General features: G+C 67.5%; 16 protein-coding genes. 4 read left to right on the top strand and 12 right to left on the bottom strand.

Annotated features, from left to right (window positions below):
* Positions 1-85 precede the first annotated feature (85 nt).
* The 4 genes from CFI00_RS12595 (at position 86) to CFI00_RS12580 (ending at position 3,120) form a co-directional block, all read left to right on the top strand.
* Positions 86-463 carry a hypothetical protein gene (locus CFI00_RS12595; RefSeq protein WP_207081499.1) on the top strand — a complete coding sequence of 126 codons (378 nt, stop codon included), beginning with the start codon at positions 86-88 and terminating at the stop codon, positions 461-463.
* 235 nt (positions 464-698) lie between these two features.
* On the top strand, positions 699-2,141 hold the full coding sequence (locus CFI00_RS12590) for an ATP-binding protein (protein WP_207081498.1): 1,443 nt from the start codon (positions 699-701) through the stop codon (positions 2,139-2,141).
* A gap of 147 nt (positions 2,142-2,288) precedes the next feature.
* Complete coding sequence (locus tag CFI00_RS12585; protein WP_207081497.1) at positions 2,289-2,726, top strand: hypothetical protein; 438 nt, start codon at positions 2,289-2,291, stop codon at positions 2,724-2,726.
* Positions 2,727-2,838: 112 nt separating this feature from the next.
* Positions 2,839-3,120, top strand: coding sequence for a hypothetical protein (locus CFI00_RS12580; protein WP_207081496.1), 282 nt, complete (start codon positions 2,839-2,841; stop codon positions 3,118-3,120).
* Positions 3,121-3,223: 103 nt separating this feature from the next.
* On the opposite strand, the gene CFI00_RS12575 is transcribed toward CFI00_RS12580, so the two are convergent.
* The 12 genes from CFI00_RS12575 to CFI00_RS12520 form a co-directional block, all read right to left on the bottom strand.
* Positions 3,224-6,325: a LysM peptidoglycan-binding domain-containing protein gene (locus CFI00_RS12575; protein WP_207081495.1), complete on the bottom strand. Its 3,102-nt coding sequence runs from the start codon at positions 6,323-6,325 to the stop codon at positions 3,224-3,226.
* Positions 6,322-6,738 carry a pilus assembly protein TadG-related protein gene (locus tag CFI00_RS12570; protein ID WP_207081494.1) on the bottom strand — a complete coding sequence of 139 codons (417 nt, stop codon included), beginning with the start codon at positions 6,736-6,738 and terminating at the stop codon, positions 6,322-6,324. The genes CFI00_RS12575 and CFI00_RS12570 overlap by 4 nt, the downstream gene beginning before the upstream one ends.
* Positions 6,735-7,187: a TadE family protein gene (locus CFI00_RS12565; RefSeq protein ID WP_207081493.1), complete on the bottom strand. Its 453-nt coding sequence runs from the start codon at positions 7,185-7,187 to the stop codon at positions 6,735-6,737. The genes CFI00_RS12570 and CFI00_RS12565 overlap by 4 nt, the downstream gene beginning before the upstream one ends.
* Entirely contained in the window at positions 7,184-7,588 is a 405-nt protein-coding gene (locus CFI00_RS12560) for a TadE/TadG family type IV pilus assembly protein (RefSeq protein WP_207081492.1), read from the bottom strand. The genes CFI00_RS12565 and CFI00_RS12560 overlap by 4 nt, the downstream gene beginning before the upstream one ends.
* Positions 7,557-7,742 (bottom strand): hypothetical protein, encoded by a 186-nt coding sequence (locus CFI00_RS12555; RefSeq protein WP_207081491.1) that lies wholly within the window; start codon positions 7,740-7,742, stop codon positions 7,557-7,559. The genes CFI00_RS12560 and CFI00_RS12555 overlap by 32 nt, the downstream gene beginning before the upstream one ends.
* Before the next feature lie 32 nt (positions 7,743-7,774).
* Positions 7,775-8,677 (bottom strand): type II secretion system F family protein, encoded by a 903-nt coding sequence (locus CFI00_RS12550; protein ID WP_207081490.1) that lies wholly within the window; start codon positions 8,675-8,677, stop codon positions 7,775-7,777.
* Positions 8,674-9,531, bottom strand: coding sequence for a type II secretion system F family protein (locus tag CFI00_RS12545; RefSeq protein ID WP_207081489.1), 858 nt, complete (start codon positions 9,529-9,531; stop codon positions 8,674-8,676). The genes CFI00_RS12550 and CFI00_RS12545 overlap by 4 nt, the downstream gene beginning before the upstream one ends.
* Positions 9,528-10,838 carry an ATPase, T2SS/T4P/T4SS family gene (locus CFI00_RS12540; protein WP_242532364.1) on the bottom strand — a complete coding sequence of 437 codons (1,311 nt, stop codon included), beginning with the start codon at positions 10,836-10,838 and terminating at the stop codon, positions 9,528-9,530. Before CFI00_RS12540 ends, CFI00_RS12545 begins: the two co-directional genes overlap by 4 nt.
* A 164-nt stretch (positions 10,839-11,002) precedes the next feature.
* Positions 11,003-11,764, bottom strand: a complete 762-nt coding sequence (locus CFI00_RS12535; RefSeq protein ID WP_207081487.1) for a hypothetical protein — start codon at positions 11,762-11,764, stop codon at positions 11,003-11,005.
* A 4-nt stretch (positions 11,765-11,768) separates the two neighbouring features.
* The gene (locus tag CFI00_RS12530) at positions 11,769-12,443 is read right to left on the bottom strand and encodes an SAF domain-containing protein (protein WP_207081486.1); all 675 of its coding nucleotides are present in this window, start codon (positions 12,441-12,443) and stop codon (positions 11,769-11,771) included.
* Positions 12,444-12,472: 29 nt separating this feature from the next.
* Positions 12,473-13,396 carry a hypothetical protein gene (locus CFI00_RS12525; RefSeq protein ID WP_242532363.1) on the bottom strand — a complete coding sequence of 308 codons (924 nt, stop codon included), beginning with the start codon at positions 13,394-13,396 and terminating at the stop codon, positions 12,473-12,475.
* A gap of 20 nt (positions 13,397-13,416) precedes the next feature.
* The gene (locus CFI00_RS12520; RefSeq protein WP_207081484.1) at positions 13,417-14,043 is read right to left on the bottom strand and encodes a hypothetical protein; all 627 of its coding nucleotides are present in this window, start codon (positions 14,041-14,043) and stop codon (positions 13,417-13,419) included.
* Between the last annotated feature and the right edge of the window lie 87 nt (positions 14,044-14,130).

Genomic DNA, 14,130 nt, shown 5'->3' with positions numbered 1-14,130 from the left:
CGGACTTGCCGGGGCGGTTCACCCTGTCGATACGTCCGTGGATTTGGTCCGGGAGAAGCGGGACGGAGACCACTACGTGGTAGCAGTGGCATTCGAGGACGACACCGGCGTGCAGCGGCGCGGTCTCTACGGTATGCAGCGGTACGCAGACGGGGTGTGGCGACCCAGCGGCCGCTCGATGGGCAGCGTGCGCGCCACTAGTGAGCAGGATGTCTGGATGACCTGGGGAGGTTGGGGCGGCGACACGCGCGAGATGTCGGTCGTGGGTGGATGGGTCGCTGACCCCTCCGCAGGGGTGGCGCGAGCAATCGACGACATGACGGGGCGCACCCTCGACGACGCTGTCGAGAACGGTGTCGCTTTGTTTGTCTTCGACGGCAACTTCGGTCGCTACGCGCGAATGGAGTTGCTGGACGTGAGCGGGACGCCGGTGCGAACCGGTCCGCTGAACCGTCGACCCTGACAACCACCTGTTCTCCAACGTCCGGATCTGCCGCGTTGAGGGCGGCTACGCTCGCCCGGATCTGCCGCGATGCGCTCGCAAGAGCCCGCTTGCTCGGGGCGAGACGCGGTCTTTCGGGGGGTCACCACCGAAATGGTGGCAGCACGGCGACCGGCGTCCGGCGACAACACCGCGTGGGTCGCACGACAGACGTAAGTACGCCCCCGGGAAGCGCTCCAGCCGCTAGGTTCGGGTCATGGCCTTGGGGGAAGAACGAGACGGTCAGTACGACGACGACCTGCGCGAGGCGTTGAAGCGGCTTGTGATGCAGCTCGTTCAGGACGGGCCGACAAGCAAGCGGCGTGGCGAGGACCTCATGCCGGTGTTGGACGCGCATCTCGGCGTTAGGGCTGACGAGGTCCCGGTCGTGGTGGAGCCCATCTCCGTCCACCGGTGGGCCGACACCGACATCGCCCTCGAAATCATCGCTGCTCGTGACCCAGCGTCCCAGCTGCTCGGGGTGGGCGGTGGCGACCAGCGTCATCACAGCTCGCTGGGCGACCTGATGTCACAGGCGGAATGGGGACGCTTCACCAGAGGCCAAGTTGATCGTCTCAACGTGCCTACGGGTCCCGACACCGAGCGAGCCACCGTTGCGTTCGGTCTCCATCTCTTCCACCACAACGGGTCGCCGCTCGCCGTCCTTCAACGGGTCGGCAACCCCCAGTACGGCTCACAATCGCGGCTTGAGGTGCTTGCGACGACGACGGAGGATGCCGCGGCGCTGCTCGCCGAAGTCCGTGACGAGGCCATGCGACACAGCGTCCTGTGGCGTCAAGTGATCAGTTTCAGCGGCAACCCCTACGAGCGCTCGATGTCCGGCCTTGTCTTCCATCGCCGCCAGGACCTCCCGGCTGACCACGTTGTCTTGCCGGAAGGCACGCTGGAGCAGGTGCGTGGCCACGTTGTCGGGCTCGCCGAGCACCGCGATAAGTTGCGCGACAAGGGTCAGCACCTCAAACGCGGCGTCCTGCTCTACGGACCACCGGGCACAGGCAAGACGCACACCGTGCGCCATCTCATCGGTGCAACTCCTCAGGCCACGGTGGTGCTCCTCAGCGGCGCGGAGATGGTGCACGTAAGTGCAGCTGCTCAGGTCGCCCGTGCGCACCAACCTGCAATCGTGGTGATCGAGGACTGCGACCTGATCGCTGAGGATCGCGATCACCACTTCGGCGGAGGCGCCTCCCCTTTGCTCTTCACACTCTTGGACGCGATGGACGGACTCGACCCGGACGCGGACGTGGTCTTCCTTCTCACCACCAACCGCGCCGAGGCGCTGGAGAAGGCGCTCGCCCAGCGACCGGGACGCGTCGACTTGGCCGTGGAGATACCGCTTCCGCACGAGGCGGCACGACGAGCGCTGATCGACTTATACGGTGCACACGCTGAGTTCACCCGCCCTGCGGTGGCCCAAGCGGCGCGCGACTCCATCGGCACCACGGCGTCATACGCCAAGGAACTCGTCCGACGAGCGGTGCTGATCGCCGCCATGGCGGGCCGCGAGCCCTGCGATGATGACCTCGCAGCCGCCACCGCCGAGCTGCAGTCCGACTCTGCTGCCCTGACACGTGCCCTGCTCGGTTCGGCCGGCGATCCACGCAGGCCGCAACCTGGTGCAGAGCCGCAAACGGAATGACACAACAAGAAACCAGATCCGTAATGCGGCACCGTGCGCACTGCCGCGATGGGTGCACGCATCTGGCGATGAGCGGATGACCGAGACCCAGCAGTGAATCGTGGAATCATGTCGGCTGAACCCCCGTCCGACCGTTGGAGGTGACGGATGCGACCCGTACTCGCTCGTGCCGCCGTCACGCTGGTCGCCGTCGTCGTGTTGGTGCCGCTGCCGGTCGATTCTGCGTCGGCGGACTGTGCCACAGGCGTTCTCCAGTTCGACGACGGCCGCACTCAACTCAGCGTCGTCCCCGGCGAGGTTGTGACCTTGACGTCTGCCGGTTACGTGAAGGGATGCGATGACGGTGGTGATCGTGACGTCGGATGCAGTGCCCCGCTCCACGAGCGGCCGAGGGAGGACATCGAGTTGCGGTTGCGGCAGGGTGGCGAGGAACGACCACTGGCCACAGTTGATGCGCAGAACGAGGGCGACGACGTAGGTCTCGTCTCCTGGACGGTCACCATCCCCGTCGATGCGATCGCGGGCCGAGCAACGTTTGTCCCTGATGGTGGGCAGCCCCTGACGGTCCGAGTCGTTCCTGAGTGACCACCAACGGTTGATCAAGACCTCCACGTTTGCGCCCGTTCGCACGCCGAACGCACTCATCTGCCGCGATGAGTGCAAGGCTCTCGAAGGAGAGTCGCACTAGCCTGAGTAGGTGTCCGAGAAGGCAGCGCGTCAACAAGCACGCCAACAAGTGGCCGCCTACCACGAGGCAGAGCTCGCCGAACTCGTCGCCCACGTGGCCGGCGCGATCGATCAATTCCGCGACGGTGATCTCGACCCATTCGATATGGACCGCGTGCTGTTCCAGTACTCCCGAGCGGCGAAAGAGCTCTGGAAGTACTGCAACCTAGGCAACGTCGAGGTGGCCGCACGGTACATACGTGAGGACCCGGCGATCGACTGGTGGGAGCGCGGAGCTTTTAGGGAGCGGTGACGCGCATGCGTCATTCCGCCGCGATTGCCCGTCCCTGATCCCCAGGCTGGCGGCCGTCCTCTCCCGATAGGTGCGAGGGCCGTGCCACTGGACACTCCGGCGTTCAGTTGTTTCCAGACGCCCGCGAGGCGTTCCAGCCTTGCTTGGCAGCCACATCTCGAGTTCTCTCGGGCAGGTCGACTGGCGGCAGGTGGTCGTCTGCTCGGTTGAAGACGTCGTCCACGAGAATGCGGTCAGCGGCCCTGACGTGCCCCTCGACGGCGGTCACCTTCACCAGGTCTAGGCGGCAGATGTCGTCGTACGGTGCCGCCTTGCACGCAGTCTCGGCGGCCCTCCGGGCCGTTGCCAGGTCGCCCTTCGCGAGGGCGTCGATGACGATGACGTGTGCGGTGTCGACGATCGCGCAGCCGATTGTTTCGTGAAGCCGTTCACCGTCGAGCAGCCAGCTCCATCCTCGTTCACGCAAGTGACTGAAGGGCACGCCCTCGACCAGGCTCAACGCGGTTACGAGGTCGTTAATGCCCTCAGCGCCGCGGGCTTCGCCTCGGACACGCAGCCGACGGAAAAGGTCGAGGTCGACCAACACGTCTTGGACCTGGTAGGCCTTGACCCCGGTCTTTCGGAAGGTCGGGGAGTCGTTTGCCGGCGGCAGGTGTTCGTGGCCGGTTCGGTGGCTTTGTCCCAGCCAGGCACGCAGCGAGCCGAGGTCAGTTCTTGCACGCGAGCCCGCGATCGAGAAGGCATCGGCCACCGCGCTACCGGTGACGCCTTCCGGATGCAGGGCAAGGAAGGCCAACAGTTCGACGAAGTAGGGCCGGCGCTTGGTGATCGCCGGGGCGACCACGCCGTACGCGCGAGCGCTGACCGGGCCCAGAAGGGCTAGCCGGGGGCGGACGCTTTCGGTGTCGAACCAGTCGGCAACGTCCTGATCCAGGGTGGGGTCGGACTGCTCGACCTGCCTGCGCACCTGTGCCGGAACAACCGGAGCGAGGGCGACGACGTCCTCCGCCGTCGTGGTGGCAGCGTCGAGGTACTCCTCGACCGGTCGTGGCAGTAGCGAGCTTTCGCTGGCTCCCCGAACCTCGCGGCCCCCTGCCAGGTCGAAGCGAACAGCTCCTGCGTGATCTGTCAGTGCCCGCCACCCGTCCGCGGCCGAGGTGGTCGTGGGGATGCGTATCGCTTCGCTATCGCGGGTGAGATCGACGATCGCTGCGCACGCAGATGCTTCGGCGACGGTAAGACCGGCGGCTTGTAGGTCCAGGCCGAGGGCGGGCGCGAGCAGGCGTCCGCGGCTGTCCACCTCCATGACGAGCGATCCAGGGACGGGCGCGTTGACGGTTACGAGGGCAGTGCCCAGCCGAGCGGTCGCAGAGGCAGTCAGCAGCATCGCGAGCTCGCTCGCACCGTCGCCGGTGGTGATCACTGCCCAGAACGGATCGGGCTCGCCGGAGCCCGACTGCTGGGCGGTGGCGAGGTTCTCCGCGATCGAGGCGATGACCTTGTCCCCGTTGTCGTGGTGATGAAGGCGCAGGGTGTCGAGCTCGGCCAGCTCCTGCCCGAAGCCGATGACGTTGACGTTCACGAGCACCGACCACGGGTTCAGTGCCAGTTCCGCAGCGACGTGGCGTGCGAGGGAAGTTGCAGCGTCGGTGCCGCCGCTCAGGCTTGCCACACCGAACGACTCCAGATTCAGGAGGTGAAGTCCGCCGGCTTCGTCCTGGCCGATTGAGACGAGCAGGGGGTACGGGGCGAACACGTCAGTCGTCGGCCCTTCCGCGCCCAACCGTGTCGACCAGACCTCACCGGCGCCGGCCCACGGAGCAGGGAGATCGGAGTCCTCTGCCAGGTGGAGTGTGACCGTGTCGCTGTCGAGGACCGCCCGCACCAGGCGTGGGATGGCGAGCCCTGCAGCCGCCGTGTCGGCGGCGAGCGCACGCAATGCCTGGTCGAGTTGCTTGATGGTTCCTGTCATGGGGGCTCCCGCGTGCATCGCTGTCTTTTCGACGGCGCGCAGCTCTGGCGGGGGAGGGGCGATGGTCTGGCCGGGGCGGCGATAGCGGAGCTGGGTGTTGCGGTGGGCACGCAAAGCGAGCAGGACCAGACCGGCGAGCAGTGCACCGGCGCCAGTGAGGCCCGGCAGCAGCCAGCCGGGGGTAGCGGTCTCGTCGACCGCTGGGGACGTCGCTTCCGCCGCAGGCGTCGGGTCGGGCTCCGGCACAGTTGCGCGGGTCGGGTCGACCTCAGGGGTGGGCTGCACCTGCGGTGGGACGACGACTTCTGGTACTTGGCCTTGAGGTGTCCCGGTCTTGCCGCCGCGATGCGTAGTGTCGGGGATCGTGATCGTCCAGCCGGGCTTGATCAGGTCGGGGTCCGTCAGGTGTGCCCCGTTGTGCTGGATCGTGTCGCGCGACGCCTCGAACAAGTCCGGGTAGCGCAGCGGGTCACCAAGTTGCGTTTCAGCAATCTCGGAAAGCGTGTCACCGGGTTGCACCTCGTACTCCTTGACCGGCTGTTCGGCGGCAGAGGAGTCCGCTTCGTGAGGGACCTTGAGCACAGTGCCAGCGACGATGAAGTCGGGGCGCCCGTGGAGCACCTCGCGATTCAGCTCGACGATCTCGGTGTAGCGCGCACCCTCGCCGAGCATGCGTTCGGCAATCCGCCACAAGCTGTCGCCCCGTTTGACGGTGTAGTCGATGGTCACCGGCGTTGGAGCTGCCGAGGCACCGGTCGGGGCGGGCGCTGACTCGGCGAGGACGGGCGCAGTCTCGGGGGAACCCAGTTGTGGCGTGTGTGGGACGGGCGCCGCGGAGGCCGCGTGGACGGGCGCAGGCGAGACCGCCGGGGAAACCGTCGGACTTGCGATGAACAACAGCGCGGCCACAGCGACGAGTTGGTTGGCACCGTGCTGCGGGAGGCGAAACCCGGGAAGCGACGGAGTCGGCACTCCGCGTATGAAGGCGGCGGCTTCGACGACCACGGAGACTGCGACCACGATCCATGCCGTCCAGGCGGACACTGCGATGACGGTGAGGGCGAGGGTGCCGTCGTCCGGACGGGACAGCAGCAGGTTCAGCTCACTGAGCTCGGTGTCCCACGTGTGGGCGCCGATCGCAATCAGCAGGAGCGGCATGCCGATCACGAGGAACAGGATGACGAGCGTGGCAGCGAGTCCCTGGAGTCTCTGGCGGAGGGTGGGCGGAGTCATTGTTCGCTCCCTGCGACGGTGCGGATCAGTCGTGCCGAGGCCTCACCCGTGACGGGCAAGTCGCCGAGGCCGATGATGCTCAGGAACTTGGGGCGATAGGTGTCGGTGACGTTGACGGTGATGGTGGTGCCGTCCGTCACGGAAACGGTCCCGTTCACGCCCGCGGCGGAGAGATAGTCCTGGGCTGCGGTGCGCGCGGCCGCGACGTTGATGGCGACGTAGCGTCCCTGGACTGCCGGTGCTGCCTGGACCTCCTGGCCTCCGGCGCGCGCGGCCTGACCGGCGACATTGTGGGCGCGCTGTTGGGCGTGGACCTGCCCGCCGAGGTCGACGGCGAGCCCGACGACCATCATCATCGCGAAGCTCGCGGTGGCCATCCACAGCGTGATCGAGCCATGTTCGTCGCGGGTCATGAGCGCTCCCGCCACGTGTCGAGCGAGCTGCTCGCCCTGGCCTGGACACTGCGCCTGCCTGGTACTCCCGGCACAGCGAGATCCTCGAGGTCCAGCAGGCAGCCGACGGTGACGTGCACGGCAGCGTTCTGGCCTACTGCTGCGGTGAAGGCGTCGGTGTCGACGTGGACGGTGACCTTCACACAGGCCACGTCCTGATTCGCCAGGCTGCTCGTGGCGGCTGCGGTGGCGGCGGTCTCGGCGGTGGACCGGGTTCGTGCCAGCGACGCGGATCGGGCGGCGTCGACAGCCGCCGACTCGACCGCCTGGTGGGCAACCGTCGTACGGCCACCGAAGATGATCAGGCCCACAAACAGCGCGAAGGCGGGCAGGGCAATCGCTGCCTCGACCGATGCGGATCCACGCTCGCTGCCGTCCCTGCTGACTCGCGGGCCGATCAGCGATCTCATGGCGCAGTCACTCTCTCCACGGGCATGCTGGCGCGTTGTCGCACGACGGGGTTCCACCCGGGCACGACGCTAAGGCTGCGTCCGGTCACGATGACGACCGCGGTGGCGGCGGAGCGGCTCGCCGTGACGGTGGCGCCGGCCAGGACGTCGTCACCGCCGGCATCGGCGACGAATGACGTGGCGGCCGTGGTGCCGGCGGCTTCGCTGCCGCCTTCGCCTGCGGCTGTGCGAGCCCCCTCCTGGGCGGCGGCGATGGCCACCTCGCGCGCGTGGTGGTAGAGCGCGGCCTGAACTCCGATGAACATGACCGCGAACAGTGCGGGCAGCAGGATGACCAGCTCGATGGTGGCCGAGCCGCGGTCGCTGCGCCTACTGGATGTTGCCGGCCTGCGTCGTGACATAGGTCCTCACCGCCGCGACGACGATGGCCACGATCCCGATGACGGCCACGGCCCACAAGACGTGCTCGGTGGTGACCGAGCCACGCTCGTCGGGGCCTGCCCGGGCAGTCAGCTCGACCTTGAGTCTGACCAATGCTGTGCAGATCTGGAGCATCGCTTTGTTCCCTTCCTTCTAGTCGTTCTGATTTAGGTGTTGCTGAACATCCGGAGCAGCGACGGGGCGACGAGCAGCGCCATGAAGATGACGCCCAGCAATGAGCCGGGGATGGTCATCCGCTCGCCAACTGCGTTGGCCTGGGCGAGCTCGTCGTTGAGCATCGCGGTGCGCATCGCTGCGGAGCGGGCACGCAGGTTGGCGTAGACGCTTGCGCCTTCCTCACCAGACAGGCGCATGATGTCGGCGAAGTCGTCCAGCTCGGGGAGTCCGAGCTCGTCGGCCAGGGTGTGCAGGGCCTCCCAGGGTGGGAGCCCTGACCATCGGGAGCGCGTCAGCTCTTCGTTGAGGCGTTGGAAGACCCAGGAGTCCCCGATCTCGGCCGCTGCCTCCATGGCCTGGCGTACACCCGAGCCGTTGTTGCGCTCCAGAGCGACGAGCTCGATGTAGGCACCGAGGGCGCGGGTGAACTCGAGACGTGCCTTCTTCGCCTCATCGATGGCGTTGTAGTTGGGCAGGAAGAACATCACCACGGCCAGCCCCAGGGACGCGAAGGCGGGGATCGTCAGCGGGAGCCCGAGGTCGAGGAACTCGAGGAAGGCGGCGAGGAGGGGTGGGATGAGCAATCCGAAGAACGCGAAGACGATCTTGTCCCCGTAGAACCGTGCGAGCGGGAGGCGCAGTAGCGCCAACTCCCGTGTGGGTGTGCGGACCCACACGCCGGGAGGGAGTGCGCGGATCGCCCAGACCCCGATGCGTTCCTTGCCTGCGGCCGCAGGTCCTGACGTCTCTGTCCGCGGCGCGCGGGTCGGCGTCAGGCGGCGGAGGGCGTCGGCGAGGTCGGGTTCGGCCGGCTTCAGTCGGGCCGTCAGGAGGACGAGCCCCAGCCCGACCATGGCTCCGGCGAGCAGCGCGAGCTGCAGCCCGGTCGTCATCGGTTCGCTCCCGGCTGGTGGTCGAGGAAGCGGGGAAGTGGGCGACCGATCGCCATCTGCCGCATCCACACGAGTGTGGCGACGTAGGCCGAGAGCAGGACCGCGAGGATGATCTGACCGAACGGGCTGCGGTACGGCTCGACGTAGGTCCCCGAAACCGCGAGGATCACGAGGACCCCGACGCTGATGATGGTGACCCACCGTGCCGTCGAGCGGGGCTTGGCTCGGTCGGCCTCGACCTGGCGGCGCGCGCGTACGTCGGCTGCGACCGACTCGGCCAGTCCTTCCAGCACGGCTCCCAGCCCTGCGCCGCGTCTGCGAGCACCGAGGATCAGATTCGCTGCTACGAGGTCGCCGGTGGCGTCGTTGAGCTCGTCGGCGAAGGCACGGATTGCGTCCTCGGTGACCCAGCGAGCGCGGAGCCGAGCCACCAGGCGAGTGACCTCCGGTGCGATCGCGTCCGGGGTCGAGCGCAACGTGGCCACGAGGGCCTGCTCGAGACCGACGCCGACCGTCAGTACGCCGGACAAGGCGCGGGTCCATTCCTCCATCGCCTCCAGCCGGCGGATGCGAGCAGATGCGGGCGGCGAGGAGAGCAGGGTCGGCAGACCGAGGACAGCGACCGGGAGGGTGACGAGGGCGAGGGCCCACCCGGTAATAAGGAATGCCACCAGCCCGGACACCACACCCGCGGCCAGAAGGATCCGCGTTCGCCGGGACACACCACCGAGCCGTACCCAGCGCGCCCTCGATGGCTTGGTTGCGGGCATCTCCACGCGTCGTAGCCCGGCGACGAGTCCAAGGATCCCGGCCACGAGCAGCGCGCCACTAAGTGCAGGGACGAGGACGATCATGAGCGTGCGTCCTGCTGGGCGAGGAAGCCGGAGAGATCGAAGCCGTCCGCGGCAAGACTCCGGTAGGCGTCGGGCAGCACCGCTGGCGCGGCCCTACCGTTGCGGTCGGGGGTAAAGACGTGCGTGGTGGCGTAGCCGGTGTCGCGTTCACCCGGTTCGATGGCGATGATCTCGGCGATCTGACGATGCCGATGGGAGGCCCCGTCGGAGGCCGTCGTGCGCAGGTCGAGGTGCACGATCAGGTCGATCGTGGCGGCGAGCTTGCTGGTCGCCAAGCCGTGGGTGACGTGGGGCCCGGCCTCCATCGCGCAGGTGACGAGCTTGCGGACTGCTGCCACCGCGTCGGAGGCGTGGGTGGTGGAGATGGAGCCGGTCCCGGACTCCATCGCCTTGATCATCGCCCAGATCTCCCTGCCTCGGACCTCGCCGACGATTTGGCGCGACAGGTTGAAGCGGAAGGAGTCGACCAGCGCCTCGTCGAGGGTGAACTCCCCGGCCTGCCTGCCGTCGAGGCTTCGCTCGCCGGAGCCTGGTCGGGCTTCCCAGGCGTGGACGACCTCGTGGCGATCGAGCTCGTGGAGGTGTAGCTCGTACTCGGTCTCGAAGGTTCCGATGGCCTCGAGCGGGTCGATCTCTGCACACAAGGCGCGCACGAGGGTGGTCTTGCCGGCTCCCTGACTGCCGGACACGACGATGCTCTTGCGAGCACGTACGGCGGCGCGGAGGAAGGAGGCCGCGACCGGTGACAGCATGTCCCTGTCGACGAGCTCATCGAGGGTGATGCTCATGAGGCGGTGGCGGCGTATCACGACCGACGGTCGAGGTGTCACCCACGCGGCGGCGGCGAGCCTCGCACCGCCGTCGAGGCGTAGGTGCAACTTCGGTTGGGCCTCGGAGAAGCCGCGGGCGTTGACCTCGCTGCGGGAGGCGAGGAAGACCAGGAAGTCGATGAGCTCCTCGTCGGAGTCCGCGACCGCTGTTCCTCGGGTCAGGGAACCATCGATGAGCTCGAGCATGACTCGGTCGTGCCCGGTGATGATGATGTTCTCAACCCGGTCGTCGTCCACGAGTGGCTGGAGACGACCGAGCCGGAACAGTGCGTCGAAGACCGCACGGGCCATGGCGTCCTGATGGGCGATCGTCCAGGCCATGCCACCGGCGTTGACCTCGTCGGCCAGTGCGCTGTCGATCAGTTCCAGCACGATGGAGCGGCCGAGCTCCTGCTGCGATGCCGGACCAAGACGAGCACGATCGGCAGCGATCGACTGGCTCAGCTGCTCGGACGCTTGAGCACGCAGTGCGGCCACCAAACCCCAGTCGAGGTTCGGTGCTTCTGACGGATCCGGGGGGCTAAGGCCTACCGGCTCACGTCCAACCACGGGGCCTTCAAGCGGCGGGATGGGTTGCGCGAACAGCGGCAGCTTGGCGACGTCGGCCGCCTCGACGGGGGTGTCGATCTCAGCCCGGCTGATCATCGAGTGGCCTCCGCCAGCTCGCCGCGCTTGCTGGCGATGCGTGCCTGGATCGCCTCGATTGCCGCACGCAGACTCCGTACGAGCGGACCGGTATCGAAGCGGCGTGGGGGAGCGGCTCCACGGTGGTAGACAGCGGCGGCGTCCCTGTCGTCGGCGACAGCACCCACCACCGGCAGCCCCAGCACGGACGCCACTTCCTTGCGGGAGTAGGGCTGGCCCTCACCCACGAGCAGGACGCATGCATCACGCCATGCGGCGGCCTTGCGCACCGTCTCAGACCACGATCGCGCCGCAGCCAGGGCTGGGAGTGTGGTCCGGGCGACAAGGAGAGACACGTCTGCGTTCGCGAGCAGCGGTTCGGGCGCCCCGACCAGACCGAGACGTCCGGCGTCGACGATCACGTCCTGACCAGTGGCGTCGAGATCGGCCAACGCTCCCGCCAGTGGCTGCCACAGGTCGCGCAGGCCCGCGGACTGAGCGTGCGAACGGGTGCCAGCGATGAACCCCGCCGCTAAGCCTTCAATCCGCTGGACCACCCCCGGTAGCGCGTCGGTGATGTCGTGCGACGACAAGGCGAGCTCGATCAGTCCTGAGTCGTACTCCCGTGAGCCGCGGAAGAAGCCGGCTAGAACCCCCGAGCCCCCCGTCGGATCGGCCTCGACCAGCAACACAGGTCGCGGCCAGAGGAGCGACAGGCCCAGCGCGGTCGTGGTGACACCCGGCGACCCGGACGCCGAGGTGAGCGCGATGACGGCCACGACCTCACCTCTCCCGGGAATCAAGGATGAGCGCGACGTTGCCGGTGGCGGCACGTGCGGCGAGCACCGTGGCGTCTGCATGCGGGACCAGGACGTCGACGACCAAGACGCCGCTCTCGGAGTCGTAGTTGACCTCCACGACCTCGGCATCGTTGAACGCCGGAGGTCCTGACGACTGCTCACCACCGGGGGGTGGGGTGACCACGACCCGGACGCGGTCTCCGGCCTGCAGCGCCATTCCCGGTGACTGGGCTGGCGAGAGGGCAACCCCGACGATCGAAGCCCCGTCCTCGGGAATCGTCTCCGTGGTGGTGGCCCCAGCAGTGATCAGCGCGCCTTCAGCGATGTCGAGCGCGGCCCGCTTCCCGACAAGGTCATCGAACGCGGAGGCAGCCACGGGGGACAGGGCTGGATCAGCACTGATCCGGACCTGCGCTAGGTCGTCTTCCGTGATCAGTGAGCCGCGCTCGATGGTGGACCGCGCGACCAGGACCTCCTGCGTGTTCGTGGTCGACGTCCACGCCCAGGCAGCGAGCAGTGCCCCGAGACAAATAGCGGCGACGGCCCCCGCCACCAAGGCTGGCCTGCGACGGAGCTTGGGAGGCGGGACCGGCGGAGGGGAGGTCGGTGTCGACCCACGCTCGACGCTCCTACCGTTCCTCGTGGTGGTGCTGGTCATGCTCGATACCTCTCCGGTCGCGGTGCGCGCTACTGCACGAGCACCTGCGCTTCACCGACTGCGATCGCGACCGATCGCCGTAGTCCGTTCAGTCGGATGACTCCTGACTGCCCTGCTCCTGTCCACTCCACGACCCAGTCCGAACTGGCAGTGACGGTGAACTTGGAGTCCGCCTCCTGCGAGCTAGACGACGTGTAGACGTGGCCACAGTCGGGCGATTCCTGCTTGCCGTACTCCGGCCGGTAGGGCGTGCCCCGGTTTCGACACACCACTCGGGTGCCGTCACCCATGTCCCACGTGATCCTGTGCACCTTGGCCGTGGCGGTGATCGTGATCCCGCCGGCCGAGGCGCTTGCTGTGATCGGACCGAACGTGTGGTCGTCCGGGCTTGCCGCCCACATCCACACCGGCATGCCGACCAGGCCGACATTGTCCGGGCCTGGTTCGGGGGCAAGCCCGATGTTGATCGCCTTGAGCTCCATGTCCTCGATCGCGAGCTGGGCGACCTCGCCAGGTGTTGCCGTGGTGCCCGAGTCGGGCGGCGGATCCTGTGACCAGAGGTAGACCAGGATCCCGGTCTGAGGTTGGTAGCAGTGATAAACGGCGCCGTCGCCTGGTTCGTGTCCCTGCCATGCGGGGTCGCCAGCTGGTGGCACGGGCGTCGCCAGCTGGATGTAGCAGTTCAAGCCGTTGGACCAGTAGCCCGCATCCGATGAACACGGCACCGGACCTGGCGGGGGCTGCGTGATGCCCAGAGCCGCGCCATCCCAGACGCAGCCCTGGCCGGCGCCCGTTTGCTCCGGAACGTCATCGCCTTCTTCGCCTGGGGTGCCTGGAGTGCCAGGCACCTCCACCCAGACGAGGCAGACACCCGTCTGCGGGTCATTGACCTGACACTCGGTGTCAGCGAAGACCGGAGCTGGGCCGAGCAGTAACAGAGGTGCCACGACCATGGCGGGAATGAGGACTCGCGTTATGCAGGATCGCACGGCGGACGCTCGAGATTCTGGCTGGAGGCGACACGCCACGAACCGCTCGGGTTCGCCTCAAAGTTGTAGTTGGAGACCAGGTAGCGAATCCACCCGGTGTCGGGTCGGTCGTCACTGACGACCGACCTTCCGTTGCTGTCGAGGATGTCGACGCCCAGAACGTCGTAGCACACGTCGACCTGGACTGTGGGTACGCGACCACCATCGGGATCGGAGTTGTCCAGCACGACTCCTTCAACCGTGAGCTCGGCGATCCTTGTCCGGCCGGTCTGGTGAAGGCCCTGTTCGCGCTCTCTGGTGAATAGGGACCGCTGAGCAGAGAGTTCCCCGCCGATGGCGACGCTACGGAGCGTGGTGAGCTTCACCGTCGGGTCCGTGCGGAGCTCGTCGCGAACGGCATAGAAGGACCGCACCAATGCCGACGCGTCAGCGGCGGCTGCCTCACTGTCTGTTGTGGGCGTCGCCTCTGAGGTCGCCGGTGTTGAGACTGAGTCGGTGGTGCTCGGCCGCTCGCCTGCGGGTGGGTCCGCCTCGTCGCCGGCGCAGGCACTCACCGCGGCCAGCAGGAGTGCTGCTGCCGCTAGTGCGTGTGCTCCCCGCGAAATCGTCATCGCCGAGTTCCTGACTTCCCTCACGAGGGCGCCCCGAGAAGGAACTGGCGGAGAACTTCGTAGCTCCCGGATTGAACTCCGTCAGAA

The sequence above is a fragment of the Nocardioides sp. S5 genome (assembly GCF_017310035.1).
In the GTDB taxonomy this organism is placed as follows: domain Bacteria; phylum Actinomycetota; class Actinomycetes; order Propionibacteriales; family Nocardioidaceae; genus Nocardioides.
Note: the sequence above shows the minus strand (reverse complement) of the source record. Positions and strands in the feature narration are given on the sequence as shown.